The sequence below is a fragment of the Streptomyces fractus genome, from assembly GCF_049844455.1.
GTDB lineage: Bacteria > Actinomycetota > Actinomycetes > Streptomycetales > Streptomycetaceae > Streptomyces > Streptomyces fractus.
The window spans coordinates 5097509-5122141 of record NZ_JBMYHI010000002.1 but is presented as its reverse complement, the minus strand read 5'-3'; the positions used below and the strand labels follow the sequence as shown (position 1 = coordinate 5122141).

The 24633-nt window shown below is 70.8% G+C and carries 23 protein-coding genes and 1 pseudogene; 12 read left to right on the top strand and 12 right to left on the bottom strand.

All coding sequences use genetic code 11. The annotated features are described in order from the left end of the window. Positions 1–9 precede the first annotated feature (9 nt). Positions 10–1203: a sensor histidine kinase gene (locus ACP4E5_RS25175; protein WP_425832351.1), complete on the bottom strand. Its 1194-nt coding sequence runs from the start codon at positions 1201–1203 to the stop codon at positions 10–12. A gap of 128 nt (positions 1204–1331) precedes the next feature. On the opposite strand from ACP4E5_RS25175, the gene ACP4E5_RS25170 reads away from it, so the two are divergent. After that, positions 1332–2357, top strand: coding sequence for an SAM-dependent methyltransferase (locus tag ACP4E5_RS25170; RefSeq protein ID WP_425832349.1), 1026 nt, complete (start codon positions 1332–1334; stop codon positions 2355–2357). Here the strand turns inward: ACP4E5_RS25170 and ACP4E5_RS25165 are convergent. After that, positions 2322–3506, bottom strand: a complete 1185-nt coding sequence (locus ACP4E5_RS25165) for an NADH-quinone oxidoreductase subunit D (protein ID WP_425832347.1) — start codon at positions 3504–3506, stop codon at positions 2322–2324. The genes ACP4E5_RS25170 and ACP4E5_RS25165 overlap by 36 nt on opposite strands. Between ACP4E5_RS25165 and ACP4E5_RS25160 the strand changes: the two genes are divergently transcribed. Beyond that, positions 3505–4020, top strand: a complete 516-nt coding sequence (locus ACP4E5_RS25160) for a PH domain-containing protein (protein WP_425832345.1) — start codon at positions 3505–3507, stop codon at positions 4018–4020. The two genes, ACP4E5_RS25165 and ACP4E5_RS25160, sit on opposite strands and share 2 nt — an antisense overlap. Further along, a complete protein-coding gene (locus ACP4E5_RS25155; protein ID WP_425832343.1) occupies positions 4017–5366 on the top strand; it encodes a PH domain-containing protein in 1350 nt (449 codons plus the stop codon). The genes ACP4E5_RS25160 and ACP4E5_RS25155 overlap by 4 nt, the downstream gene beginning before the upstream one ends. Before the next feature lie 52 nt (positions 5367–5418). Here the strand turns inward: ACP4E5_RS25155 and ACP4E5_RS25150 are convergent, their stop codons facing one another. From ACP4E5_RS25150 to ACP4E5_RS25135, 4 genes are all read right to left on the bottom strand, one after another. Beyond that, positions 5419–6390, bottom strand: a complete 972-nt coding sequence (locus tag ACP4E5_RS25150) for a hypothetical protein (protein WP_425832341.1) — start codon at positions 6388–6390, stop codon at positions 5419–5421. Positions 6391–6547: 157 nt separating this feature from the next. Continuing rightward, positions 6548–7513 carry an ABC transporter substrate-binding protein gene (locus tag ACP4E5_RS25145; protein ID WP_425832339.1) on the bottom strand — a complete coding sequence of 322 codons (966 nt, stop codon included), beginning with the start codon at positions 7511–7513 and terminating at the stop codon, positions 6548–6550. Between the two features lie 92 nt (positions 7514–7605). Continuing rightward, positions 7606–8274 (bottom strand): ABC transporter permease, encoded by a 669-nt coding sequence (locus ACP4E5_RS25140; RefSeq protein ID WP_425832337.1) that lies wholly within the window; start codon positions 8272–8274, stop codon positions 7606–7608. Continuing rightward, positions 8271–9020 (bottom strand): ABC transporter permease, encoded by a 750-nt coding sequence (locus ACP4E5_RS25135; protein WP_425832335.1) that lies wholly within the window; start codon positions 9018–9020, stop codon positions 8271–8273. The genes ACP4E5_RS25140 and ACP4E5_RS25135 overlap by 4 nt, the downstream gene beginning before the upstream one ends. Before the next feature lie 217 nt (positions 9021–9237). Here ACP4E5_RS25135 and ACP4E5_RS25130 point away from each other — a divergent pair, with 217 nt between their 5' ends. From ACP4E5_RS25130 to ACP4E5_RS25100, 7 genes and pseudogenes are all read left to right on the top strand, one after another. Then, complete coding sequence (locus ACP4E5_RS25130; protein WP_425832333.1) at positions 9238–10401, top strand: ABC transporter ATP-binding protein; 1164 nt, start codon at positions 9238–9240, stop codon at positions 10399–10401. 181 nt (positions 10402–10582) lie between these two features. Further along, positions 10583–11449 (top strand): annotated as a pseudogene (locus tag ACP4E5_RS25125) (phosphatidylglycerol lysyltransferase domain-containing protein); the annotation flags it as partial. Between the two features lie 86 nt (positions 11450–11535). After that, positions 11536–12399 (top strand): dihydropteroate synthase, encoded by an 864-nt coding sequence (folP, locus tag ACP4E5_RS25120; protein ID WP_425832331.1) that lies wholly within the window; start codon positions 11536–11538, stop codon positions 12397–12399. Beyond that, positions 12396–12917: a nuclear transport factor 2 family protein gene (locus ACP4E5_RS25115; RefSeq protein WP_425832329.1), complete on the top strand. Its 522-nt coding sequence runs from the start codon at positions 12396–12398 to the stop codon at positions 12915–12917. Before folP ends, ACP4E5_RS25115 begins: the two co-directional genes overlap by 4 nt. Positions 12918–13154: 237 nt before the next feature. Next, a complete protein-coding gene (folB, locus tag ACP4E5_RS25110; protein ID WP_425832327.1) occupies positions 13155–13514 on the top strand; it encodes a dihydroneopterin aldolase in 360 nt (119 codons plus the stop codon). Next, positions 13511–14110: a 2-amino-4-hydroxy-6-hydroxymethyldihydropteridine diphosphokinase gene (folK, locus tag ACP4E5_RS25105; RefSeq protein ID WP_425832325.1), complete on the top strand. Its 600-nt coding sequence runs from the start codon at positions 13511–13513 to the stop codon at positions 14108–14110. The genes folB and folK overlap by 4 nt, the downstream gene beginning before the upstream one ends. A gap of 72 nt (positions 14111–14182) precedes the next feature. Next, the gene (locus ACP4E5_RS25100; RefSeq protein WP_425832323.1) at positions 14183–14665 is read left to right on the top strand and encodes a DUF3180 domain-containing protein; all 483 of its coding nucleotides are present in this window, start codon (positions 14183–14185) and stop codon (positions 14663–14665) included. A gap of 47 nt (positions 14666–14712) precedes the next feature. On the opposite strand, the gene folE is transcribed toward ACP4E5_RS25100, so the two are convergent. The 6 genes from folE to dacB all read right to left on the bottom strand — a co-directional run bounded on the left by folE (position 14713) and on the right by dacB (position 22241). After that, positions 14713–15318 carry a GTP cyclohydrolase I FolE gene (gene folE, locus ACP4E5_RS25095; protein WP_425832321.1) on the bottom strand — a complete coding sequence of 202 codons (606 nt, stop codon included), beginning with the start codon at positions 15316–15318 and terminating at the stop codon, positions 14713–14715. Positions 15319–15438: 120 nt separating this feature from the next. After that, positions 15439–17454 carry an ATP-dependent zinc metalloprotease FtsH gene (ftsH, locus tag ACP4E5_RS25090; protein WP_425841633.1) on the bottom strand — a complete coding sequence of 672 codons (2016 nt, stop codon included), beginning with the start codon at positions 17452–17454 and terminating at the stop codon, positions 15439–15441. A gap of 214 nt (positions 17455–17668) precedes the next feature. After that, entirely contained in the window at positions 17669–18229 is a 561-nt protein-coding gene (gene hpt, locus ACP4E5_RS25085) for a hypoxanthine phosphoribosyltransferase (protein WP_266718689.1), read from the bottom strand. A 43-nt stretch (positions 18230–18272) separates the two neighbouring features. After that, on the bottom strand, positions 18273–19271 hold the full coding sequence (tilS, locus tag ACP4E5_RS25080) for a tRNA lysidine(34) synthetase TilS (protein WP_425832319.1): 999 nt from the start codon (positions 19269–19271) through the stop codon (positions 18273–18275). A gap of 226 nt (positions 19272–19497) precedes the next feature. Continuing rightward, on the bottom strand, positions 19498–20655 hold the full coding sequence (locus ACP4E5_RS25075; protein ID WP_425832317.1) for a zinc-dependent metalloprotease: 1158 nt from the start codon (positions 20653–20655) through the stop codon (positions 19498–19500). An 89-nt stretch (positions 20656–20744) separates the two neighbouring features. Then, on the bottom strand, positions 20745–22241 hold the full coding sequence (gene dacB, locus ACP4E5_RS25070; RefSeq protein ID WP_425832315.1) for a D-alanyl-D-alanine carboxypeptidase/D-alanyl-D-alanine endopeptidase: 1497 nt from the start codon (positions 22239–22241) through the stop codon (positions 20745–20747). A gap of 56 nt (positions 22242–22297) precedes the next feature. On the opposite strand from dacB, the gene ACP4E5_RS25065 reads away from it, so the two are divergent. Together ACP4E5_RS25065 and ACP4E5_RS25060 are read left to right on the top strand one after the other, a co-directional pair. Then, a complete protein-coding gene (locus tag ACP4E5_RS25065; RefSeq protein WP_385762809.1) occupies positions 22298–22789 on the top strand; it encodes an inorganic diphosphatase in 492 nt (163 codons plus the stop codon). A gap of 124 nt (positions 22790–22913) precedes the next feature. Continuing rightward, on the top strand, positions 22914–24581 hold the full coding sequence (locus ACP4E5_RS25060; RefSeq protein ID WP_425832313.1) for a threonine/serine exporter family protein: 1668 nt from the start codon (positions 22914–22916) through the stop codon (positions 24579–24581). Positions 24582–24633: the final 52 nt, after the last annotated feature.

Below are 24633 nucleotides of genomic sequence, written 5' to 3'. Positions count from 1 at the left end.
TTGTACGTGTCAATGGGCGGGCTTGAGAGGCAGCAGCACGCTGATGCGGAAGCCACCGCCGGCCCGCGGTCCCGCGTCCAGCGTGCCGCCGACCATACCGACGCGCTCGCGCATCCCGATGAGGCCGTGGCCACGGCCGTCCGCGCCGCCGTCCTCGTACAGCTCGTGCGGGGCGCCCTTGCCGTCGTCCTCGACGAGCAGGCCGAGGCCGTCGTCGAAGTAGACGAGGCGGACGCTGGCGGACGCGTTGGGACCACCGTGCTTGCGGGTGTTGGTGAGCGCTTCCTGGACGATGCGGTACGCGGTCAGCTCGACGCCGCTGGGCAGCGGGCGCGGGGTGCCCTCCACTCTGAAGTCGACCGGGAGGCCCGCCGTGCGCACCTCGTCGACGAGCTCCTCTATCTGCTCGACGTCGGGCTGCGGAACGTACTCGCCGGCCTCCTCGTGCTCGCCGGTGCGCAGCACGCCGAGCAGCCTGCGCATCTCCGCGAGCGCCTGCCTGCCGGTGCCCGAGATGGTCTCCAGGGCCTTCTTCGCCTGGTCGGGCGCCTGGTCGAGGACGTACGCGGCGCCGTCGGCCTGCACCACCATCACCGACACGTTGTGCGCGACGACGTCGTGCAACTCGCGTGCGATGCGCGCCCGTTCGGCCGCCACCGCGACCTTCGACTGCGCCTCGCGCTCCTTCTCCAGCCGGTCGGCGCGCTCCTCCAGCTGTGCCAGGTACGCGCGTCTGGTGCGCAGCGAGTCGCCGAGCACCCAGGCGAGGGCGAACGGCACCATCTGGAAGACCGTGATGAGGATCAGGCCCGTGGTGCTGATCTGGCCGGCGGTGGGCCAGCGGAGCTGGGAGAGCGGCGCCGCGAACAGCCCGCCGATCAGGCCGAAGCGCGACGCCCAGCGCGGGCCGCTCACCGCGCAGGTGTAGATGATGACCAGCATCGCGAAATCCGAGGGATTGACCCGCGCGTCGAACACCAGCTGGCCGAGGCCCGTGGCCACCGCGAGCACCAGCATCTTGTCCGGCATCAGGCGGCGCAGCGCGACCACCACGGACATCAGGACGGCGCAGACGATCAGCGCCGCCTCGTTCCCGTGCCTCGTACCGCCCGACGCCGCCACGGACACGCCGAGGAGAATCACGGCCCAGAAGCCGTCGACCCACGTCGGGTGTCTGCGGATGAAGTCATAGACGCGCTGCACGTAACCCAGAGTAGGGAAGCGTGCAGCGTGCAGGGGTCAACCGGAGGGCCGATCCGGACCCGGCGCGTGTACTCCTGAAGGTGGAGGCACCCCACGGCGCACGCGCCCGGCGCACATAGCCTTCAGACGTGGAGAACGGACAACAGGCGGCGCCGCGCGGGTGGCGCGCGGCCACCGAAGAGGCGCTGTACGGGCCGGCCGGCTTCTACCGGAGACCCGAGGGGCCTGCCGGGCATTTCCGCACGTCGGTGCATGCGTCGCCGCTGTTCGCCGGGGCCGTCGCCGAGCTGTTGTGCCGGGTGGACGCGGCCCTCGGCGAGCCCGCGGAGTTGGCGTTCGTCGACATGGCGGCGGGTCGCGGAGAGCTGGTTTCGCGCGTCCTGGAGGTGCTGCCGGAAAAAGTGGCGCTACGCGTGCGTGCCTACGCGGTGGAGAAGGCGGAACCTCCCGCCGGACTCGACCACCGGATCGCATGGCGGGCCGAGCCACCGACCGGTGTCACCGGACTCCTCGTCGCGAACGAGTGGCTCGACAACGTGCCGCTGGAGGTCGTCGAGGCGGACGCGGACGGCACGGCACGGCTGGTCCTCGTGGCCGAGGACGGCACGGAGACCCTCGACACTGCGCCCCTCGACGAGGCGTCGGCGAGCTGGCTGCGCCGGTGGTGGCCGCTGCCGCCCGAGCCGGGCGTGCGCGCCGAGGTCGGCCGCCCCCGCGACGCGGCCTGGGCGGCGGCCGTACGCACCCTGGAGCGCGGCCTCGCGGTGGCGGTGGACTACGCGCACACGCGTGCCTCCCGGCCCCCCTTCGGCACGCTCACCGGCTTTCGCGAGGGCCGGGAGACGACCCCCGTGCCCGACGGCTCCTGCGACATCACGGCGCACGTGGCGCTGGACGCGTGCGCGTCCACTCCGAACGCCCGGCTGCTGACACAGCGAGCCGCTCTGGGCGCCCTGAGGGTGAGCGCCGACCGCCCGCCACTGGCCCTCGCCTCGCGGGACCCGGCCGCGTACGTCCGGGCGCTCGCGGGTGCGGGAGAGGCCGCCGAGCTGACCGCGCGGGGCGGGCTCGGCGACTTCGGCTGGCTGGTCGAGCCCGTCGCCATGGACGTGGACGGCCTACTTGTCGATGTCCCCGACCACGAAGAACAGTGACCCGAGGATCGCCACCATGTCGGCGACGAGCGTCCCCGGAAGCAGCTCGGTCAGCGCCTGGATGTTGTTGTACGAGGCGGAGCGCAGCTTCAGCCGGTACGGCGTCTTCTCGCCCTTGGAGACGAGGTAGTAGCCGTTGATGCCGAGCGGGTTCTCCGTCCACGCGTACGTGTGGCCCTCGGGCGCCTTGAGGACCTTCGGGAGGCGCTGGTTGACCGGGCCCTGCGGGAGGTCCGCGATCCGGTCGAGGCAGGCGTCCGCGAGGTCGAGCGCGTTGTGCGCCTGCTCCAGGAGGCATTCGAACCGGGCCAGGCAGTCGCCCTCTTGGCGCGTGACGACCTTCAGGGTGTCCGACAGCTCTGCGTAGGCGAGGTACGGCTCGTCGCGCCTGAGGTCGAAGTCGACTCCGGAGGCGCGGGCGATCGGGCCGCTGACTCCGTAGGCGTGCGCGGCCTCGGCGGACAGCGTGCCCACCCCGCGCGTACGCCCCCGGAAGATCTCGTTGCCGAGGACGAGGTTGTCGTATACGTCCATGCGGGAGCGCACGCTCGCGACGGCCGCACGCGCGCGGGTGGTCCAGCCGAGCGGCAGGTCCTCCTTGAGGCCGCCGACGCGGTTGAACATGTAGTGCATGCGCCCGCCGGAGACCTCCTCCATGACGTTCTGGAGTTCCTCGCGCTCCCGGAAAGCGTGGAAGACGGGTGTGATTCCGCCCAGTTCGAGCGGGTACGAACCCAGGAACATCAGATGGTTGAGCACCCGGTTCAGCTCGGCGAGCAGCGTCCGCAGCCACACGGCGCGCTCCGGTACCTCCATGCCCAGCATTCGCTCGACGGCGAGCACGACGCCCAGCTCGTTCGAGAACGCGGACAGCCAGTCGTGGCGGTTGGCGAGCATCACGATCTGCCGGTAGTCGCGCGCCTCGAAGAGCTTCTCCGCACCGCGGTGCATGTAGCCGATGACCGGCTCCGCGTGCTGGATCCGCTCGCCGTCGAGCACGAGACGCAGGCGCAGCACACCATGGGTGGAAGGGTGCTGCGGACCGATGTTGAGCACCATGTCGGTGCTCTCCGCGGCACCACCGATGCCGACCGTGGCCTGAGTCGTGGGCGTCATGGACACAGTCTCTCGTACGTAGGGTGACCCCATGAAGACAGGGGCGACAGGGCCGGCGGAGCCGACAGGCCCGACGGAGTCGACAGGGCCGGACTGGACCGGGTTGCCCGCCGGACTGCTGAAGGTGCGCCGCCTGCTGCTGCTCGTGTGGCTGGTGCCGCTGACGGTGGTGCTCGCGGTGCTGCTCGGCATGTTCGCGGGCCCCGGGTGGACGGCCTTCGCCGTGCTGCCGCTCGTGGCCCTGGCCTGGGGCTGGGTGATGCTCGGCCGCAACTGGCGCTCGTGGCGGTACGCGGAGCGGGCCGACGACCTGCTGATCAGCCGTGGGGTCCTGTGGCACGAGGAGACGATCGTGCCGTACGGGCGGATGCAGCTCGTCGAGGTGACGTCCGGGCCGCTGGAGCGGAAGTTCGGCCTGGCCAGCCTGCAACTGCACACCGCCGCCGCGGCCACCGACGCGACGATCCCCGGCCTCGCGCCCCTGGAGGCCGAGCGGCTGCGCGACCGTCTCACCGAACTCGGCGAGGCCCGATCGGCGGGCCTGTGACGGCCTCCCGCGTCCCCGACGACGCCCCGGCCCAGGAACCCGCCGAGGACGTACGAGAGCGGCGCCTGCACCCCGTCACGCCGCTGCGCCGCGCGTGGGCGCCCATCGCGATCCTGCTCGGCTGGGCCGTCCACGACATGGACCAGGCGCAGCGCCAGCTCGCCCACCTCACCACCGCCATGCTGCTGATCGGCATCGGAGTGCTGGTCCCTGCGGCCGCCCTGTACGGGTTCCTCACCTGGTGGTTCACGCACTTCGCGGTGACCGACACCGAACTGCGCATCCGTACGGGCCTGTTGTTCCGCCGCACCGCCCACATCCGGCTCGACCGTCTCCAGGCGGTGGACGTCACGCAGCCGCTCCTCGCCCGCTTCGTGGGCGTGGCCAAGCTCAAACTCGACGTGGTGGGAGCCGACAAGAAGGACGAGCTCGCCTTCCTGGGAGAGCGCGAGGCCGGGAACCTGCGTGCCGAACTCCTCGCCCGGGCCGCCGGGTTCGCGCCCGAGTCGGCGCGCGACGTGGGCGAGGCGCCGGCGCGGCCGATCCTGCACACGCCCCCGCGCATGCTCGCGGTGGCGCTGCTCCTGACGGGCGCGCCCTGGGCGATGCTGCTCGCCGCGGTCGCCGTCCCGACGCTCCTGTGGTTCGCCACCCACAACCTGTGGACAGTGTTCGCGGTCACCGTGCCGCTGGTCGGCGGGGCCTTCACCAACAGCGCGGGCCGGTTCATCAAGGAGTACGACTGGACGGTCGGCGAGTCCCAGGACGGGCTGCGCATCGACCACGGGCTGCTCGACCGGGTGCACGAGACGGTGCCGCCGGGACGGGTGCAGACCGTGCGGATCATCGAGCCGCTGCTGTGGAGGCGCCGCGGCTGGGTCCGCGTCGAGCTGCACGTCGCCGGGTCGTCGAACACCGTGCTCGTCCCCGTGGCACCGCGCGAAGACGCCGAGGACGTCGTCGCGCGGATCCTGCCGGGAGTCTCGGTGCCGAAGCCGGCCGACTTCGCGGGGGCGCCGCGACGCGGGCGCTGGTGCGTGCCGGTGTGGTGGCGGAGCTACGGAGTGGCGGTCACGGAAACGGTGTTCGCCGCGCGCACCGGACTGCTGCAGCGCCGCCTCTCGCTCGTCCCGCACGCCAAGGTGCAGAGCGTGCGCTTCACCCAGGGGCCCTGGGAGCGCCACTGGCGCGTCGCCGGCCTGCACCTCGACACGGGCGCCAACAAGACGGTGACGGCCCGCCTGAGGGACGTGGAAGAGGCGTCCCAACTCCTGCGGGCCCAGGCGGACCGGTCCCGCACGGGGCGGCGCGACGCGCGTCCCGACCGGTGGATGGCGGGGACGTGACGCGTGAGGGGCGGGTCGGCCACGCGCCGACCCGCCCCTCACCCACGCGACCTCATGCCTGAAGTGCGGACCTCAGCTCGCCCATGTCGATCTGCTCCGTCTCGTCGTGCGCGGTCAGGTCGATGACCTGCTGGTCGATGACCTGCTGCTCGCGCTCGGCGTCTTCGGAGGCTTCGGGGGCCTCGACCTCGTCGACGTTGTCACCGTTGTCGACGTCTTCGGCCTCCGGCTCGTTCACCTCGGCCGCGACCTCCGCCGCCAGTTCCTCACCCACGACGTCCGCCAGGTCTTCCTCGCTCTGCGGGGAGCTCCCCGCGCCGAAGAAGTCGAACCCGCCCTGGGGAACCTTGCGCGCGGGTGCCGCGGGGACGACCATCGCGGCGGCAGGCACGGTGAAGTGGCCGGCCGCCGCCTCGGACTTCCCCTGGGAATCGGCCTCCTCCGCCGCATGCCCCGCCGGTTCGGGCCGGGCGAGACGCTTGAGCGCGACATTGGCCCGCCGGTACATCTCCGGAGTCGGGCGACCCGGCACGGCCGGAGGCACGGGCGGCAGCGCCTTCGCCGGGGAGGCGGCCTCTATCGCGAGCCGACGCCGGCCTTCGAGCGCGCTGGCCCGCTCCGTCTCCGCGTTCGCATACCGCCGCAGCAGCGCCGCGTGCTCGCCCCGCAGCGCGGCGAGCTCGGCACGCTTCGCCCGCAGCTTGCCCTCCAGGCGGCTGCGCAGCTCCCGCGACTCGTCGAGGTCGCCCTCCAGCTCCGCCACGGCCTCCTCGTGCCGCCACCGCTCGCTCGCGGCGCCGCGCGTCAGCTCGGCGACCCGCTTGCCCGCGAGCCGGTCCCAGCGGCGCATCACCACGGCGCCGACCACCGCGGCGGCGGCGGCCGCGGCAGCGACGCCTCGCAGGACGAGCGGATCCTCGGACAGCCAGGCGGCCCCCGCGCAGACGAGAGGCACACCGGCGATCACCGTCGGAGGCAGGAGGCGGTGCAGGGGCGGAGAATGGCGGTGGCGTCCACGTGGCATGGCCAGAAACTTACCGCGCGTAGGCAAATCGCGAAGCCCCGCCCGGCAATATTCGGACACACCTGTCACAGAAACCACCTAACCCCCGTACGGGCAAGGCCACTTACCGCGGCCAATGCCTCTCACCTCTCGCTCCGTCGACACGCGCCGATCAAGATCATTTAGCGATGAGGCCCTTGGACTCCAGATACTCCTTCGCGACATCGCCTTCCTTCTGCCGCTCGGCATCGACCTTCCGGTTCAGCTCGACGAGATCATCGGTCGTGAGCGTCTTCGTCAGCTTCCCGAGGACATCGGCGATCTTCTTGTCGCCCGCATCCTTGGCGTTCACAACCGGAACAATGTTGTCCGCGTTCTGGAGCTTCTTGTCGTCCTTCAGGAGAACGAGCCCGAAGTTCTCCAACGTCGCGTCGGTCGTGGTCGTCAGGACCAGCTGGTCCGTGCCGTTCTTCACCGCCTGCTTCGACTGCGTGGTGCCGACGCCCTTGGGATCGATTCCCGTGACATCGATCCCGTACGACTTCTTGAGTCCCGGCGCGCAGAACGGCCGAGTCTCGCATTCGTCGCCGGCCGCGATCTTCACCTTCTGGCCCGACTTGCCAAGATCCGAAAGAGTCTTCAACTTGTGCTTCTCGGCAAAGTCCTTGCTCACCGCGAACGCGTTCTGATCGACGGCCTCTCCCGCGTCCAGAACCTTCAGCCCTTGCGGATCGGCGAGCTTGCGCAGCGCGGTCACCGTGGCGTCGACATCGCTCGACGCGACCGGCTTCGCCTTGGCCCCGTTCTCCTTCAGGTTGAGGAATTCGGCGAGCGTCGCCGCGTATTCGGGCACCACGTCGATGGCGCCCTTGGCGAGCTGCGGTTCGTAGATCTCGCGGTTCTCCACCGTCTTGACCGACGCGTCGTACCCGGCGTCGTCCAATATCTGCCGGTACAGCTCACCGAGCACCTTGGCCTCGGTGAAACGCGCGGCTCCGATGACGACCTTGCCCTTCCCTCCGCCGTCCGACCCGCCCTTGTCGTTCTTGCCCTCAAGGCTGTCGCCACCGCACGCGGTGAGCCCCGCGGTCAGCGCACCCACCGTCACGGCCGCCAGGGCCACTCGACGCGTTCTGCTGTTCATCGCTCTCCTCGTCGCACTGCCGAACTGACAACAAACACAAGCCCGCACCCCGGCTCCCGGCCCCGGACCCGTGTCCGGACCCGACCCCTGGGTCACGCCCGCCTCCGCATGGGGTCGAAGGCCCGTCCCGCCGCGACGAACAGGCCCTCCGCGGCCAGCGCGAGCACGGCCACGAGCACCGCCCCCGCGACCACCTGCGACGTGTCCTGGAGGCTGAACCCGGCCGTGATGATCCGCCCGAGCCCGCCCTCCCCGGCCATCGCCGCCAGCGTCGCCGTCGCGATCACCTGCACCGTCGCGGACCGCAGCCCCGTCATCACCAGCGGATACGCCAGCGGCAGCTCGACGCGGGCGAAGACCTGGCGGCCGCTCATGCCCATACCGCGCGCGGCCTCCACCACCGACCGGTCGACCTCACGCATCCCCACGTACGCGTTGGTCAGCAGCGGCGGCACCGCGAACAGCACCAGCGCGATCAGCGTCGGCACATCGCCGTGCCGGCCGAGCGGGGTGAGCGTGAGGAGCACGAGCACGGCCAGCGTCGGTACCGCCCGCCCCACGTTCGAGATGTTGATCGCGAGCGCGCCGCCCTTGCCCTTGTGCCCGAGCCACAGGGCCAGCGGCAGGGCGATCAGGCAGGAGACGGCGAGCGCGACACCGCAGAAGTACAGGTGCTCGCCGAGGCGGTGCCACACCCCCTTCTCCCCTTGCCAGTTGGCACCCGTGGCCAGCCAGTCGTAGGCCCCCGATATCGCGTTCATGCCACCTTCTCCGGCTCGACGCGCGCCACGTCGTCGCGGCCGCGGAGCCCCCGTATTCGGAACCCGCCCCGCGCGGGCGCCCCCACCCTCGTCCACGGCGTCAGCCACCGCTGCACGACGAGCAGCAGCAGGTCCGCCAGGACCGCGAGCAGCACGCACAGCACGGACGCGGTGAGCACCTGCGCCTTGAAGTCGCTCTGGAGGCCACTGACGATCAGCGTGCCGAGCCCGCCGTAGTCCACGATCGAGCCGACCGTCGTCAGCGCCACCGTGGAGACCGTGGCGATCCGCACTCCGGCCAGCATCGCCGGGAGCGCCAGCGGGAGTTCGACCTCCCACAGCAGCCGCAGCGGCCCGTACCCCATCCCGCGCGCGGCCTCTCGCGCCTCCTCCGGGACGGCCTGCAACCCCGCCAGTATGTTCCGCACGAGGATCGTCAGGGAGTACAGGACGAGCCCCGTGACCACCAGTGACACCGAGAGCCCGAACAGGGGCAGCAGCAGCGAGAACATCGCGAGCGACGGAATCGAGTAGAGCACCGTGGTCACGCCGAGCACCGGCCCCGCGAAGGCGCGTGCGCGCCGGGCGAGCAGCGCGAGCGGGAAGGAGATGAGAACGCCGATCACCACCGACACCGCCGTGATGCCGAGGTGTTGGACGGTCGCGTCGATCAACTCCTGGCCGCGGGTGCGCACATACTCCCCGCACACCCAGTCATTGGCCACCATGCAGTTCTGCTCGCTCACGCCGGCCCCCTCCCCCGATTCCCCGAACGTATGTCAGCCGCCCGCGCACGCGCACGCGCCTTTTCCCCACCCGCACACACAACTCTCGACTGCCGACGACCCTAGCCCGCGCCACTGACAATGGCCGAGGCCCGGGCGTCGGACGCAACACGGCCTTCACATGACTGCCTCGCCCGGGCATCCCCAACCGGGCCGCGTCCCGGCAGAATGGGGTCCCATGATCCGGTTCGAGCACGTCAGCAAGCGGTACGCGGACGGCACCACCGCCGTCGACGATCTGTCCTTCGAGGTGAACGAGGGCGAACTGGTCACGCTCGTCGGCCCGTCGGGCTGCGGCAAGACCACGACGATGAAGATGGTGAACCGGCTCATCGAACCCACCGCGGGCCGGATATTCCTCGACGGCGACGACATATCCGGGGTCGACCCCGTCCAACTGCGCCGCCGCATCGGCTATGTGATCCAGCAGGTCGGCCTGTTCCCGCACAAGTCGGTCCTCGACAACACCGCGACCGTGCCGCACCTGCTGGGCGTCAAGCGCGCCAAGGCCCGTGAGCGGGCAGCCGAGTTGCTCGACCTGGTGGGCCTCGACCCGAAGGTGTTCGGCGAGCGCTACCCCGAGCAGCTCTCCGGCGGCCAGCGCCAACGGGTGGGCGTGGCAAGGGCCCTGGCCGCCGACCCGCCCGTGTTGCTGATGGACGAGCCGTTCGGCGCGGTCGACCCCGTGGTGCGCGAGCACCTGCAGAACAAGTTCCTGCGCCTGCAGCAGACGCTCGGAAAGACCGTCCTGTTCGTCACGCACGACATGGAGGAGGCCGTCCGCCTCGGCGACCGTATCGCCGTCTACGGCGACGGTCGCATCGAGCAGTACGACACCCCGTCGGCGGTCCTGGGCACGCCCGCCACCGACTACGTGGCCGACTTCGTGGGCGCCGACCGCGGCCTCAAGCGCCTCTCGGTGACCCCGATCGAGGAGGGCGACCTGGAGCAGCCGCCCGTCGTGCACCTCGACGACCCGCTGCCCAAGGAGCTCGACGCCCGCTGGGCCGTCGTCCTGGACCGCGACAACAACCTGCATGGCTGGATCTCCGCCGAGCACGCGCGCGTGGCCGCGAACAAGGGCGACACCGTGCGCGACCACGCGCGCCGCATGGAGGCCTGGCTGCCCGTGGGCGCCCCGCTCAAGCAGGCGTTCGCGACGATGCTCCAGCACGACGCGGGCTGGATCGCGGTCATCGACGAACACAGCGAGGGCCGCTTCCTCGGTGTCCTCACCCCCGCCCGGCTGCACGAGGCGCTGCGCCGCTCCACGGCCGCGGACGCGCGGGACATCACGCGCGCGGAGGTCGACCTGGAGACGGTGGAACCGCTCCTCCAGTAGACCCTCCTCCAGTAACCGCTCCACCAGTAGCCGGGCCCGCCGTTCACACTCCCGAGGGGTTCACCGTTCACGAGTGAACCCGGGCCGCTCCGCTTCCGTCCTACAGGTCGTACGTCACGGATGCGGCATTCGCACCGTGTTCACATGTCTCGCGGGGCGAGCGGCTGGAGGAGGCGCGCGGATGCGGCGGATCGCGGGCGCCTGCCTCCTGGCCGGGGGCGCGGACATCGCGGCCGGTGTCCTGCCCCGGCTCGCCCGGAGCCGCACGGGCGGCGTCACGGAGGCGCTGCCGGGCACGCTCGGCCCGTACGCCGCGGCCCTCGCGCTCGGCAGCGGCGTCCTGCTCGTCCTGCTCGCGCGCATGCTGCGGCGCCGCAAGCGACGGGCCTGGTGGACGGCGACGGCACTGCTGCCGCTCGGCGCCGCCGCGCAATTCGCGTACCGGGAATCGCTCCTGGGGGTCATCGGCGTCGCCCTGTCCCTGGTGCCGCTGTGGCTCCTGATCCGCGACCGGAAGCAGTTCGACGCGCCACCCGACCCCCGCGGCCGCTGGCGCGCGCTGGCCAACTTCGTGCTCCTGAGCGCCGGTTCGCTGCTGACCGGCCTCGCGGTCGTCAGCGCGCACCCGGAGCGACTCGTCGGCGCCCCGAGTCTCGTGGACCGCCTGGAGCACGTCCTGTGCGGCCTGCTCGGCATGGAAGGTCCGCTCGTCTACGCGGGCGGCATCGCGCACACCGTCGCCCTCTCGCTCGGCGCCCTCGGCCTGGTCACCGCGCTGACCACGCTCTACCTCGCGTTCCGCCCCGAGGGCCCGGCCGTCCGCGGCAAGGGGGTCGTGTTCTCGCCCAGCGGCAAGGCGGCGGTCCGCTACCGCGTCGTTTCCGGCGTGATGCTGGCCAAGGGCGACCCCATGGGCGACGTAGAGGCGTGGCCGGGAGCCATGGAGCGCTTCATGGACGAGGCACGGACCCACGCCTGGACGCCCGCCGTCATGGACTGCTCCGAGACGGGACGCGCGGTCTGGACCCGCGAGACCGGCCTCACCGCGCGGCTCCGCCACGAGAGCGGCGGCACCTTCGCAGGCTGCCGAAGCCGCGAGATCCCGACCGCCGTGAAGGGCCTAGGCTTGAGGCCATGAGCACGTCGCAGGTCCGCCGGGGCCACGTAGCCAACCTCCCCGTTTGGGACCGCTGCGCGGTCATGGGCGTCGTCAACGTGACGCCGGACTCGTTCTCGGACGGCGGCCGCTGGTTCGACACGACCGCCGCGATCAAGCACGGCCTCGACCTGGTCGCCGAGGGCGCCGACCTCGTGGACGTCGGCGGCGAGTCCACCCGCCCGGGCGCCAGCCGCGTCGACGAGGACGAGGAGCTCAGGCGCGTGATCCCCGTCGTACGAGGCCTCGCCTCCGAAGGCGTGACGATCTCGGTCGACACCATGCGGGCCTCCGTCGCCGAGCAGTCCCTCGCCGCGGGCGCCTCCCTGGTCAACGATGTGAGCGGCGGGCTCTCCGACCCGGAGATGGTCCCGGTCGTCGCCGCCGCCGGAGCGCCCTTCGTCGTCATGCACTGGCGCGGCCTCCTGGAGGGCACCAATGTGCCCGGCACCTACGAGGACGTCGTCTCCGAGGTCGTGAGCGAGCTGCACGCGCGCGTGGAGGCCGCCATCGAGGGCGGTATCGCCCCCGACCGGATCGTCGTCGACCCGGGCCTCGGCTTCTCCAAGAACGCCGAGCACGACCTCTCCCTGCTCGCCCACCTCGACCGGCTGCACGCGCTCGGCCACCCGGTCCTCGTCGCGGCCTCCCGCAAGCGGTTCCTCGGCCACGTGCTGGCCGGCGAGCAGGGCGCCCCGCCGCCCGCCCGCGAGCGCGACGCCGCCACCGCCGCCGTCTCCGCGCTCGCCGCACAGGCCGGCGCCTGGGCCGTGCGCGTCCACGAGGTGCGGGCCACCGCCGACGCCGTCCGCGTGGCACGCGCGGTCGAAGGAGCCCAGTGACCGAGGCCGACGTCCAAGCCGTCGACACCGCCAACCGCACCTACTACGAGGCCGTCGAGCGCGGCGCCTTCGAGGAACTCACCGCCCTGTGGCTCGCCCCCGAGGACGTCGACTACGCCGAGGACGCCGACCCGGACGAGGCCGAGGACACCTCCGTCAGCTGCGTGCACCCCGGCTGGCCGGTGCTCACGGGCCGGGGCGAGGTGCTCCGCAGTTACGCGCTGATCATGGCGAACACCGAGTACATCCAGTTCTTCCTGACCGATGTGCACATCAGCGTCGTCGCCGACACCGCCCTGGTGACCTGCACGGAGAACATCCTCAGCGGCGGCCCCGCCCCCAAGGAGGGCGACGAACTGGGCCCGCTCGTCGGCCAGCGCGTCGTCGCCACGAACGTGTTCCGGCGCACCCGCGACGGCTGGAAGATCTGGTCGCACCACGCCTCCCCCGTGCTCGCCGAGTCGGACGAAGAATCCGACGAGATGGGCAGCGAGGACGACGGCGGATCACCCGCCTGAGTGGGTAGGCGCCCCCCGAAGAGCACGAAAGCCGGATGCGAGGTTGCGCTCTCGACCGCCTGGGTATGGGCGGCTACCAGCAGAGAGTGCGCCGTGAGTCGCGTGTGCCGGGTGGGATCAGTCATAGCCCCCGCGGACCGGTGCTGTCAGTGCTCAAAGGTAGATTCGAACGAGGCCGGGACATCGACCGCACATCGATGGCCCCGGCCTTCAACGACGACTGCAGGAGTGATTCGCGTGGATCGTGTCGCGCTGCGCGGCCTCAAGGCCCGTGGGCACCATGGCGTCTTCCCCAAGGAACGCGAGGAAGGCCAGACCTTCATCGTGGACCTGGTGCTCGGCCTGGACACGCGAGCGGCCGCGGCCGACGACGACCTGGCGAAGACCGTGCACTACGGCATCGTGGCGGAGGAGGTCGTGGCCGTCGTCGCGGGCGACCCCGTGGATCTCATCGAGACACTCGCCGAGCGCATCGCCCAGGCATGCCTGAAGCACGAAGGAGTCCAGGAGGTCGAGGTCTGCGTCCACAAGCCGGACGCACCGATCACCGTTCCCTTCGACGACGTGACCGTCACCATCACCCGGAGCCGAGTATGAACAAAACTCCGTTCGACCCGACCGTCCAGCCGGTGCCGACCTCCGTGGTGGAGCAGGTCGACGCCGCCGACACCACGCTCTCCAACCCCAAGCGCGCCGTGATCTCCCTCGGCGCGAACCTGGGGAACCGCCTGGAGACCCTCCAGGGCGCGGTGGACGCCCTGGAGGACACGCCCGGAGTCCGCGTCAAGGCCGTCTCGCCCGTCTACGAGACGGAGCCCTGGGGCGTCGACCCGGACAGCCAGCCCTCGTACTTCAACGCCGTCGTCGTCCTGAAGACGACGCTGCCGCCCTCCTCGCTCCTGGAGCGCGCGCACGCGGTCGAGGAGGCCTTCCACCGGGTCCGGGACGAGCGCTGGGGCGCCCGCACCATCGACGTCGACATCGTCGCGTACGCCGACGTGGTCTCGGACGACCCGTACCTCACGCTCCCCCACCCGCGGGCACACGAGCGGGCCTTCGTGCTCGTCCCCTGGCACGACGTGGAGCCGGAGGCTCAGCTTCCGGGGCACGGCGCGGTCGCCCAGCTGCTCGACGCCGTGACCCGCGAAGGCGTCGCGGCACGTGCCGACCTGGAACTCCGCCTCCCCGAGTAATCGTTAGGGTCTACCGGACACGGTTAACGGCCAGGCAAGCGGGCCATGACGGACAAGGGGCGACCAACCGGGATGAAGCAACTGCGCATCAGGACACTGGTCGGCCTGTTCGTCGTCGCCGGAGTGCTGTGCTGGGCGGGCGCCCGCCTGTGGGACTCGCTCGGCACGCTGCCGAAGGTCCCGCTGGCCGCACCCATCGTGCTCGCCGTGATCGCCGTCGTGCTGCTCGCGACGGCCCTGTCCATCCGCTCCCGGCTGCGCGCGCAGCGGGAGCGCCGCCCCGAGGCCAAGGGCGTCGACCCCATGATGGCGGCGCGCGCCCTGGTCTTCGGCCAGGCCAGCGCCCTGGTCGCGGCGCTCGTCGCCGGCATGTACGGCGGCACCGGCGCCTTCCTCCTGGAGTCCCTGGACGTCCCGGCCCGCCGCGACCAGGCGATCTACGCCGGGCTCTCGGTGCTCGCCGGAGCCGGCGTCGTCGCGGCCGCCATCTTCCTGGAGCGCGTCTGCAAGCTCCCGGAGGACGAGGACCCCGAGCAGGCGGCACCGGCCGCCTAGGGCCCTTCGCCGTAGGGCCCTACGCCCGCCCCGGAATCAATCGCGCATCAGTGCCCGATGATCAGGCTCATCGCCTCGCTGCGGGTCGCGGGGTCCCGGAGCTGGCCGCGCACGGCCGACGTGATCGTCTTCGCGCCGGGCTTGCGCACCCCCCGCATCGACATGCACATGTGCTCGCACTCCACGACGACGATCACGCCGCGCGGCTCCAGGATCTCCATCAGGGAGTCGGCGATCTGCGTCGTCAGCCGCTCCTGGACCTGCGGCCGGCGGGCGAAGACGTCCGCGAGGCGCGCGAGCTTGGAGAGGCCCGTGATCTTGCCGTCGCTCGACGGGATGTAGCCCACGTGGGCAACACCGACGAACGGCACCAGGTGATGCTCACAGCACGAGGTGATCTCGATATCCTTCACCAGGACCATCTCGTCGTGCCCCAGGTCGAACGTCGTCGTCAGGACGTCCTCGGGCTTCTGCCACAGGCCCGCGAATATCTCCTTGTACGCGCGGGCGACCCGCCCCGGCGTCTCCCTCAGCCCCTCTCGGTCCGGGTCCTCGCCGACCGCGATGAGCAGCTCACGCACGGCGTTCTCGGCCCGCTTCTCGTCGAACTCGCCGATCGAGCCCTCGCCGTCCAGCGTCACCGGGTCGGTCATCAGGTGCCTCTTTCTCTACGTCCATGCCCGCGCGGCAGCGCAAAGGCCGCGTCCCCCACACGGTAAAGCGTGGGGGACGCGGCCTGCATTCCGGGTCTGGCCTGCCCGATGAGGGCCGGGTCAGCTCTCGGGGCGCTCTTCCTTCACCGTGTCCACCGGGGTGGTGGTCTCGATGGCGGGCGCCGTTCCGTTCGCACCGTTCGTCAGTGAGAGCTCCTTGGGGGAGAGCACCGGCGGGCGGGTCGAGGGGGTACGGCGGTTGGAGCCGGTCCACGCGGGGCGGGCCGGGCGCTTCACGATCGGAGCGAAGATCTCGGCGATCTGCTCCTTGTTCAGCGTCTCCTTCTCGAGCAGCGCGAGGACCAGGTTGTCGAGAACGTCGCGGTTCTCGACCAGGATCTCCCAGGCCTCGTTGTGCGCGGTCTCGATGAGCTTCTTGACCTCTTCGTCGACGAGCGCGGCGACCTCTTCCGAGTAGTCGCGCTGGTGACCCATCTCGCGGCCCAGGAAGGGCTCCGAGTTGTCGCCGCCGAACTTGATCGCACCGAGCCGCTCGGTCATGCCGTACTGCGTGACCATCGCGCGGGCCGTGCCAGTGGCCTTCTCGATGTCGTTCGCGGCGCCGGTCGTCGGGTCGTGGAAGACGAGCTCCTCGGCCGCGCGCCCGCCCAGCATGTAGGCGAGCTGGTCGAGCATCTCGTTGCGCGTGGTCGAGTACTTGTCCTCGTCCGGGAGCACCATCGTGTACCCGAGCGCACGGCCGCGGGACAGGATCGTGATCTTGTGGACCGGGTCGGAGTTCGGCGAGGCCGCCGCGACCAGGGCGTGACCGCCCTCGTGGTACGCGGTGATCTTCTTTTCCTTGTCCGACATGATCCGGGTCCGCTTCTGCGGGCCCGCGACCACACGGTCGATCGCCTCGTCGAGCATCTGGTTGTCGACCAGCTTCCGGTCCGAGCGGGCCGTCAGCAGAGCGGCCTCGTTCAGCACGTTGGCGAGATCGGCACCGGTGAAGCCCGGCGTACGGCGGGCGACGGCCGACAGGTCGACGTCCGGAGCGACCGGCTTGCCCTTCTGGTGAACCTTGAGGATCTCCAGACGGCCCTGCATGTCCGGACGGTCGACCGCGATCTGGCGGTCGAAACGGCCGGGACGCAGCAGCGCCGGGTCGAGGATGTCGGGCCGGTTCGTGGCGGCGATCAGGATGACGCCGCCCTTCACGTCGAAGCCGTCCATCTCGACGAGCAGCTGGTTGAGCGTCTGCTCGCGCTCGTCGTGCCCACCGCCGAGTCCGGCACCACGGTGCCGGCCGACCGCGTCGATCTCGTCGACGAAGACGATCGCCGGAGCGTTCGCCTTGGCCTGCTCGAAGAGGTCACGGACACGGGAGGCACCGACACCGACGAACATCTCGACGAAGTCGGAACCGGAGATCGAGTAGAACGGGACGCCGGCCTCACCCGCGACAGCGCGCGCGAGCAGCGTCTTGCCCGTTCCGGGCGGGCCGTACAGGAGTACGCCCTTGGGAATCTTGGCGCCGACAGCCTGGAACTTGGCCGGTTCCTGGAGGAACTCCTTGATCTCGTGGAGCTCCTCGACGGCCTCGTCGCTGCCGGCGACGTCGGAGAACGTCGTCTTGGGGGTGTCCTTGGTGATGAGCTTGGCCTTGGACTTCCCGAACTGCATGACTCGGGAGCCGCCGCCCTGCATCTGGTTCATCAGGAACAGGAACACGACGACGATGAGAACGAAGGGCAGCAGCGAAAGCAGGATGCCCACGAAGGGGTTCTGCTTCGACGGCGAGACGGTGTACCCGTCCGGAATCTGCTTGTCCTCGAACTTGGCCTGGAGAGTCTTGGCCACGTCGACGCCCTGGTCGCCGATGTAGCTCGCCTGGATCTTGTTCGAGCCGTCGACCTTTTGGCCGTCCTTCAGCTCGACCTTGATCGTGCTCTCATCGCCGGTGGTCAGCTTGGCCGAGTCCACCTTGTTGTCGTTGATGGCCTGAATTACCTGGCCGGTGTCCACCGTCTTGTAGCCGCCGGACGAACCGACGACCTGCATCAACACGACCACGGCAAGGACGGCCAGCACGATCCACATGACCGGCCCACGGAAGTATCGCTTCACGTCCATCCATACGGAGCGGTGCCGCCCCGTCCCTCCTGCCATAGTGAGTTTGATAAGGCTGTTTGGTGCTGTTGTAGCTGTTTGAAGAACTGTTCTTCGGACGGTACCCCAGCATTGTCACCCGAAGCCGCAGGGGACGGCCGGGAATCTGCCCTTCGCATGCTCCAACGGCGGGAGACCCGCGAGGGTTCCCGTCCCCGCGATCAGGCCTGACGACTCCTCAGCCGCCGTAGACGTGCGGCGCGAGGGTGCCGACGAACGGCAGGTTCCGGTACTTCTCCGCGTAGTCCAGGCCGTAACCGACCACGAACTCGTTCGGGATGTCGAAGCCGACCCACTTCACGTCGATGTCGACCTTGGCAGCCTCCGGCTTGCGCAGCAACGTGCACACCTCGAGGGAGGCGGGCTCGCGCGAGCCGAGGTTGGTGAGCAGCCAGGACAGCGTCAGACCGGAGTCGATGATGTCCTCGACGATCAGGACGTGCTTGTCCTTGATGTCGGTGTCGAGGTCCTTGAGGATCCGCACGACGCCGGAGGACTGGGTGCCCGAGCCGTACGAGGACACCGCCATCCAGTCCATGGTGAGCGGGGTGGACAGGGCGCGAGCCAGGTCCGCCATGACCATCACGGCGCCCTTGAGCACCCCGACGATCAGCAGGTCCTTGCCCGCGTACTCCGCGTCGACCTTCGCGGCCAGCTCGGCCAGCTTCGCGTCGATCTCTTCCTTGGTGATGAGCACCGACTGAAGGTCGGTGCCCATGTCTTTCGCGTCCACCCGCATCACTTTCGGTCGTCCCACCGGCCGCCGCGACGTGAGAGTCGAGTCAGCCTTGCCGGATCACCAGTCTGCCACCCTGCCGCTGAGCGAGAACTTTGCCCGGCAGATTGATCTCTCCCTGGCCACGCCACCCCGTGATCAGGCGGTCGACCTCCTCGATGTGCCGGGCGAACAGCGCACCGGCCGGGGCGCCCGCCTCGATGGCCGCCTTGCGCAGGATTCTGCGGCGCACCGCGGGCGGCAGGGCGTACAGCTTGGCGCATTCGAGGAGCCCGGCCGCGTCCCGTACGGACTCGGCGGCGTCGCGGGCCCAGGTGTCGAGCGCGTCGGCGTCGTCGCGCGACAGCTGGGCCGTCCGGGCGAGAGCCTCGACGACGCCCTTGCCGAGCGCCTTCTCCAGTGCGGGCAGGCCCTCGTGCCGGAGCCTGGACCGGGTGTACGCCGGGTCGGTGTTGTGCGGGTCGTCCCAGACGGGCAGGTGCTGGACGAGGCAGGCCTTGCGGGCGGTCTGCCGGTCGAGCGTGAGGAAGGGGCGTCGGTAGCGGCCGCCGGCCCCCGACATCGCGGCCATCCCGGACAGGGAGCGGATGCCGGAGCCGCGGGCGAGACCGAGCAGGACCGTCTCGGCCTGGTCGTCGCGCGTGTGGCCGAGCAGGACGGCGGCGGCGCCGTGGCGCTCGGCGGCGGCGTCGAGGGCGGCGTAGCGGGCGTCGCGGGCGGCGGCCTCGGGGCCTCCGTCACGGCCGACGTCGACGGCGACGGACTCGACGGGCTTCAGGCCGAGGGCGGTCAGGCGCAGGGCGACGTCCTCTGCGCGGGCGGCGGAGCCGGGCTGCAGTCCGTGGTCGACGGTGACGCCGCCGGCTCGGATGCCGAGCTTGGGGGCCTCGAAGGCGAGGGCGGAGGCGAGGGCCATGGAGTCGGCCCCGCCGGAGCAGGCGACGAGCACCACGGGCTCGGAGTCCGCCCGTGAATCGGTGAGGATGTCGTGGAGGACGCGGCGGACCGCCAGGCGTATCGCCGCGACCGCAGGATGGGGACCCATGTCCGGTTCCCTTCATTCCGTTGTCTGGGGGGAGTGGGCGCTGCTGGACAACTCGAACCGGACCAGCGCCGGCTGACCCGGCTCATTCGCTCAACGGTGACCGGGTGAGTTCGGTCACGCAGAGTGTGTCGATGGTGACAGAGCCGAGCGGTTCCCCGAGCATTGCACGCCAGCCCACGGCCTACGGTCCCTCGGATGGGTGATCCTGAGCAATTACGGGCGTGCCTTACGGGGCTTCGTGAGCGCCGTCCGACTTGTTGTGCACCCGCGCGACCCAGTCCGCCGGTTTGGCGATCTCCGCCTTCGTCGGCAGCGTGTTGGGAGACGTCCACACACGGTTGAAGCCGTCCATGCCGACCTCGTCGACGACGGCCCGTACGAACTTCTCGCCGTCGCGGTACTGGCGCAGCTTGGCGTCGAGGCCGAGCAGCTTGCGCAGGGCCAGGTCGAGCCGCGAGGCGCCCTTCTGCCTGCGCTGTTGGAACTTCTCGCGGATCTCCTCGACGGACGGCACGACGGCCGGGCCCACGCCGTCCATCACGTAGTCCGCGTGCCCCTCGAGGAGCGACATGACGGCGGTGAGGCGGGCGAGGATCTCGCGCTGCGCCGGGGACTGCACCAGCTCGACGAGCGAGCGGCCGCCGTCGGCCCCGTCCTCGACATCGCCCTCCGGGCGCCCGCCGGCGAGGGACTGGGCCGCTTCCCGTACGCGCTCCAGGAACGTCGTCGGGTCGACCTCTGTCTCCTCCAGGAATGACTGGATCTCGCCCTCCAGGTGGTCGCGCAGCCAGGGCACGGCCGTGAACTGGGTGCGGTGCGTCTCCTCGTGGAGGCAGACCCAGAGCCTGAAGTCGTGTGGTTCCACGTCGAGTTCGCGCTCCACGTGCACGATGTTCGGCGCGACCAGGAGGAGCCTGCCGCCGCCGTTCGGCGCGGCGGGCAGGTCACGCGTGGCGGGGGCGAAGGTCTCGTACTGGCCGAGGACGCGGGAGGACAGGAACGAGAGCAGCATGCCGAGTTCGACGCCCGTGACCTTGCCGCCGACCGCGCCGAGCATCGCGGGGCCCGGCCCCGAGCCGCGCCGCTCGTTCATCTTGTCGAGCAGTGGCCGCAGCACCTCGCGAAAGCCCGCGACGTTGGCCTTCACCCAGCCCGGCCGGTCCACCACGAGCACCGGAGTGTCGTGGTCGGAATCGGTGGCCATGCGCGTGTACGCGCGTACGTGCTCCTCGGAGGCCTTGGCGTGCCGACGCAGCTCTGCGACGACGGCCCGTGCCTCGTCCCGACTGACCTCGGGGCCTGGTCGCACGAGGCGCGTCGCGGTCGCCACCGCGAGGTTCCAGTCGACCATCCCCGAAGATGCGGCACCACCGATGCTCGTCATGCGTCAACGGTACGTGACCCCTCGCGTACCGGAAGAGGGATCGGCCCCGGAGTGCCGCCCCACTTCCGCCCCTGGAAACCCTTAAGGGTTCACCTGCAGCCGCAGTTGGCGACCGAGGAGGCGAGGCGGTCGAGGCCCGACTGCGCGGCCTTGGGGTCCAGGGCGCCCTCCGTCATGAACGCGAAGACGAGGAGGCGTCCGTCGGCGTCGACGACCGTCCCGGCGAGCGTGTTGACCCCGGTGAGGGTGCCGGTCTTGGCGCGGACCAGGCCCGTTCCCGAGGCGTCGGCCGCGTCCTCGTAGCGGCTCGCGAGGGTTCCGGTGAAGCCGGCGACCGGCAGGCCCGTGAGGACGGAGCGCAGCTCGGGGCGGGACGGGTCGGCGGCCTTGGCGAGCAGTCCTGTGAGCAGGTCGGCGGAGACCTTGTCGGCGCGGTCGAGGCCGCTGCCGTCGGCGAAGTGGGTGTCCTTGAGCGGCAGCCTGAGCTTTCCGAGCTGCTTCTCTACGGCCTTGCCCGCGCCGTCGAAGTCGTGGCTCCCGCCCGCGGCGATCGCGGTCTGCCGGGCGAGCGCCTCGGCGATGTCGTTGTCGCTGTGCGTCAGCATCCGCTCGACCAGCGCGGAGAGCGGCGGCGACGACACCTTCGCGAGCTTCTGGGCCCGGCTGGACGCCTTGCCGGATGCCGGGTCGCCCTTGATCTTGATGCCGTGGTCGCCGAGCAGGTCCGCGAACTTCCTCGCCGCGGCCGCCGCCGGGTCGCCCTCGCGCGCGGCCGGTCCGCTGTCGGAGTCGTCGGTGCGGGCCTCGTCGGTCATCAGCGGGGTGACCCGGGCGAGGTTCTCGTTGGGTCCGATGGGGTGCGTGTCGGGCCCCGAGTACAGCGAGGTGTCGTACGTGAAGGTGACTTCGCCGATGTCGCGCTTCTTGAGGTCCTTGGCGGTTTTGTCGGCGAGAGTGCCCAGGTCGGCGGCACCGTAAGGATTCTTCTCCCGGGCCGTCAGGGTCGGATCGCCGCCGCCCACCAGAATCAGCTTCTTGGAGCCCTTCTCCAGGGCCGTACGGGTGGCGATGCGGTGGTCGGGGCCCGCGGCCGAGAGGGCCGCCACCGCCGTGGCCAGCTTCGTCGTGGACGCGGGGGTGAGGGTGTCGCCCGGCGACCTTCCGTAGAGCCTCTTTCCGGTGATGGCGTCGACGACCGCGGCCGTGCGGTGGCCGCCGAGCGCGGAGTCCTTCAGGAGCGGGTCGAGCACATCGGCCAGGGCGCCCCTCGTGGGGCCCGGCACGGACGCGCCGGGGGCCGCGAGCACCACGGGGGCGCTCGGCGCCGCCTCGGCCGCGCCGCCGTGATCTGCGCCACCTCCGGTCTCCGAGGAGGCGGCCCGGTCGGCCTCGGCCTTACGCTGACCGGAAGCGTCCCAGGGACCGGCCGCGACCGCCACAACGGCCGCGAGGGCGAGACCCACCGCCGTCGCGCCCACCGTGACGTGCTTGGTCTTGGATCCGGCAACAGTCTTCGCCGCACTCTTCACGAGCTGCGAAGCCTTCGGCTCCGGCACCGCGGACCAGCCCCTTTCGCGATCACACATCTGCGTAGGGGACACTTAACCACCAGACGTTTGTGTTGATCATTGAGGAGCCACCGGTGGAGTTCGACGTCCTGATCGAGATCCCGAAGGGATCGCGGAACAAGTACGAGGTCGACCACGAGACCGGTCGTATCCGCCTCGACCGTCGTCTGTTCACGTCGACCGCCTACCCGACGGACTACGGCTACGTCGAGGACACCCTCGGCGAGGACGGCGACCCGCTGGACGCGCTGGTCATCCTGGACGAGCCGACGTTCCCGGGCTGCCTCATCAAGTGCCGCGCGATCGGCATGTTCCGGATGACGGACGAGGCCGGCGGCGACGACAAGCTGCTGTGCGTCCCGGCGACGGACCCGCGGATGGAGCACCTGCGCGACATCCAGCACGTCTCGGAGTTCGACCGCCTGGAGATCCAGCACTTCTTCGAGGTCTACAAGGACCTCGAGCCCGGCAAGTCCGTCGAGGGCGCCGACTGGGTCGGCCGTACCGAGGCCGAGGCCGAGATCGAGCGTTCCTACAAGCGCGCTCAGGACAACGGCGGCCACTGAGTCCCCCGCGTTCACATCCGGGCCGCCCCCCCTGGGGCGGCCCGTTCGCGTATCTGTGCGCATACTGAGGCGTACGTGCGGTACAGGGATTACGCAGCGATGTGAAGGGCGAGGAACGACACAGGTGACGGAGCGGGAGTCCGAGGCCCCCGAGGACCGCAAGCCGCAGTCCGACGAGGCGCGCAGCGCGTTCACGCAGCCGATCGGGATCATCACGCCGCCCCCGGTGGCCGACGAGGAATCGTCGACCACGTCGGAGTTCGCGGTGCCCAATGGGCTGAACGTGCAGGCACCCGAGCCGGTGGACACGGAGGGCTCGGCGTTCACGCGGCCGCGGACGTACAGCGCCCGCGAGTCGCCGCCCGCGTTCACCCCGCCGCAGGGCATCCCCATGGTCAGGCTGACCAAGGAGGCGCCCTGGCAGGACCGCATGCGCACCATGCTGCGGATGCCGGTCGCCGAGCGGCCCGCCCCCGAGCTTGTGCAGAAGCACGACGAGGACTCGGGTCCCGCCGTTCCGCGCGTGCTCGACCTGACGCTGCGTATCGGGGAGCTGCTGCTGGCCGGTGGTGAGGGCGCCGAGGACGTGGAGGCGGCGATGTTCGCCGTGTGCCGGTCCTACGGGCTCGACCGCTGCGAGCCGACAGTAACGTTTACTCTCCTGTCGATCAGCTTCCAGCCGTCCCTGGTGGACGACCCGGTGACGGCCTCGCGCACCGTGCGGCGCCGCGGCACCGACTACACGCGCCTCGCGGCCGTGTACCGGCTCGTCGACGACATCAGCGACGAGGAGGTCGACGTCTCCCTCGAGGAGGCCTATCGGCGCCTCGCCGAGATCCGCAGGAACCGGCACCCCTACCCGGGCTGGGCGCTCACCGGGGCGAGCGGGCTGCTCGCCGGGTCCGCCTCGATCCTGGTCGGCGGTGACCTGCTGGTGTTCCTCGTCGCCGCGATCGGCGCGATGCTCGGCGACCGGCTCGCGTGGCTCTGCGCGGGGCGCGGGTTCCCGGAGTTCTACCAGTTCACGGTGGCCGCGATGCCGCCCGCGGCGATGGGCATCGCGCTGACGCTCGCGCACGACTACGTGGACGTGCGGGCCTCCGCGGTGATCACCGGTGGACTGTTCGCGCTGCTGCCCGGGCGGGCGCTCGTGGCCGGTGTGCAGGACGGTCTGACCGGCTTCTACATCACGGCCGCCGCCCGCCTCCTGGAAGTCATGTACTTCTTCGTCGGCATCGTCATCGGCGTCCTGATCATGCTCTACGTGGGCGTGCAGCTGCACGCGCAGCTCGACCCGGAGGAGGCGTTGCAGACCGTCGACCGGCCGGTCTGGCAGATCCTCGCGTCGATGTCGCTGTCGCTCGCGTTCGCCGTGCTGCTTCAGCAGGAGCGGGCGACCGTGATCGCCGTGACGCTCAACGGCGGGGTCGCGGGCGCGATCTTCGGGGCGCTGCACTACCAGGGCGGGATCTCGCCGGTGGCCGCGACGGCCGCGGCGGCGGGGCTCGTGGGCCTGTTCGGTCAGCTCTTCTCGCGCTATCAGTTCGCGTCGGCGCTGCCGTACGTCACGGCCGCGATCGGCCCGCTGCTGCCCGGTTCGGCGACGTACTTCGGTCTGCTGGCGATCGCGCACAGCGACGTGAACTCGGGGCTCACGTCGCTGTCCAAGGCGGCGGCGCTCGCCCTCGCCATCGCGATCGGCGTGAACCTCGGTGGCGAGGTCTCCCGCCTGTTCCTTCAGGGCCCGGGCGCCGCGGGACGCCGCGCGGCCAAGCGCACGAGGGGTTTCTAGCGCTTCGCGTGCCGGCGGCGGGGCGGGGTCTCTCCGGTGCCGCCCGCGTCCC

What these genes read in the sequence shown, in the direction of transcription:
- ACP4E5_RS25165 (WP_425832347.1), bottom strand. Translation starts at nt 3,506, where the DNA reads ATGGGGTCACCCTACGTACGAGAGACTGTGTCCATGACGCCCACGACT.
- folE (WP_425832321.1), bottom strand. Translation starts at nt 15,318, where the DNA reads ATGACCGACCCGGTGACGCTGGACGGCGAGGGCTCGATCGGCGAGTTC.
- folK (WP_425832325.1), top strand. Translation starts at nt 13,511, where the DNA reads ATGAACAAAACTCCGTTCGACCCGACCGTCCAGCCGGTGCCGACCTCC.
- ACP4E5_RS25130 (WP_425832333.1), top strand. Translation starts at nt 9,238, where the DNA reads ATGATCCGGTTCGAGCACGTCAGCAAGCGGTACGCGGACGGCACCACC.
- dacB (WP_425832315.1), bottom strand. Translation starts at nt 22,241, where the DNA reads ATGTGTGATCGCGAAAGGGGCTGGTCCGCGGTGCCGGAGCCGAAGGCT.
- ACP4E5_RS25160 (WP_425832345.1), top strand. Translation starts at nt 3,505, where the DNA reads ATGAAGACAGGGGCGACAGGGCCGGCGGAGCCGACAGGCCCGACGGAG.
- tilS (WP_425832319.1), bottom strand. Translation starts at nt 19,271, where the DNA reads ATGGGTCCCCATCCTGCGGTCGCGGCGATACGCCTGGCGGTCCGCCGC.
- ACP4E5_RS25145 (WP_425832339.1), bottom strand. Translation starts at nt 7,513, where the DNA reads ATGAACAGCAGAACGCGTCGAGTGGCCCTGGCGGCCGTGACGGTGGGT.
- ACP4E5_RS25140 (WP_425832337.1), bottom strand. Translation starts at nt 8,274, where the DNA reads ATGAACGCGATATCGGGGGCCTACGACTGGCTGGCCACGGGTGCCAAC.
- ACP4E5_RS25075 (WP_425832317.1), bottom strand. Translation starts at nt 20,655, where the DNA reads ATGACGAGCATCGGTGGTGCCGCATCTTCGGGGATGGTCGACTGGAAC.
- ftsH (WP_425841633.1), bottom strand. Translation starts at nt 17,454, where the DNA reads ATGGACGTGAAGCGATACTTCCGTGGGCCGGTCATGTGGATCGTGCTG.
- ACP4E5_RS25100 (WP_425832323.1), top strand. Translation starts at nt 14,183, where the DNA reads ATGAAGCAACTGCGCATCAGGACACTGGTCGGCCTGTTCGTCGTCGCC.
- folP (WP_425832331.1), top strand. Translation starts at nt 11,536, where the DNA reads ATGAGCACGTCGCAGGTCCGCCGGGGCCACGTAGCCAACCTCCCCGTT.
- hpt (WP_266718689.1), bottom strand. Translation starts at nt 18,229, where the DNA reads ATGCGGGTGGACGCGAAAGACATGGGCACCGACCTTCAGTCGGTGCTC.
- ACP4E5_RS25150 (WP_425832341.1), bottom strand. Translation starts at nt 6,390, where the DNA reads ATGCCACGTGGACGCCACCGCCATTCTCCGCCCCTGCACCGCCTCCTG.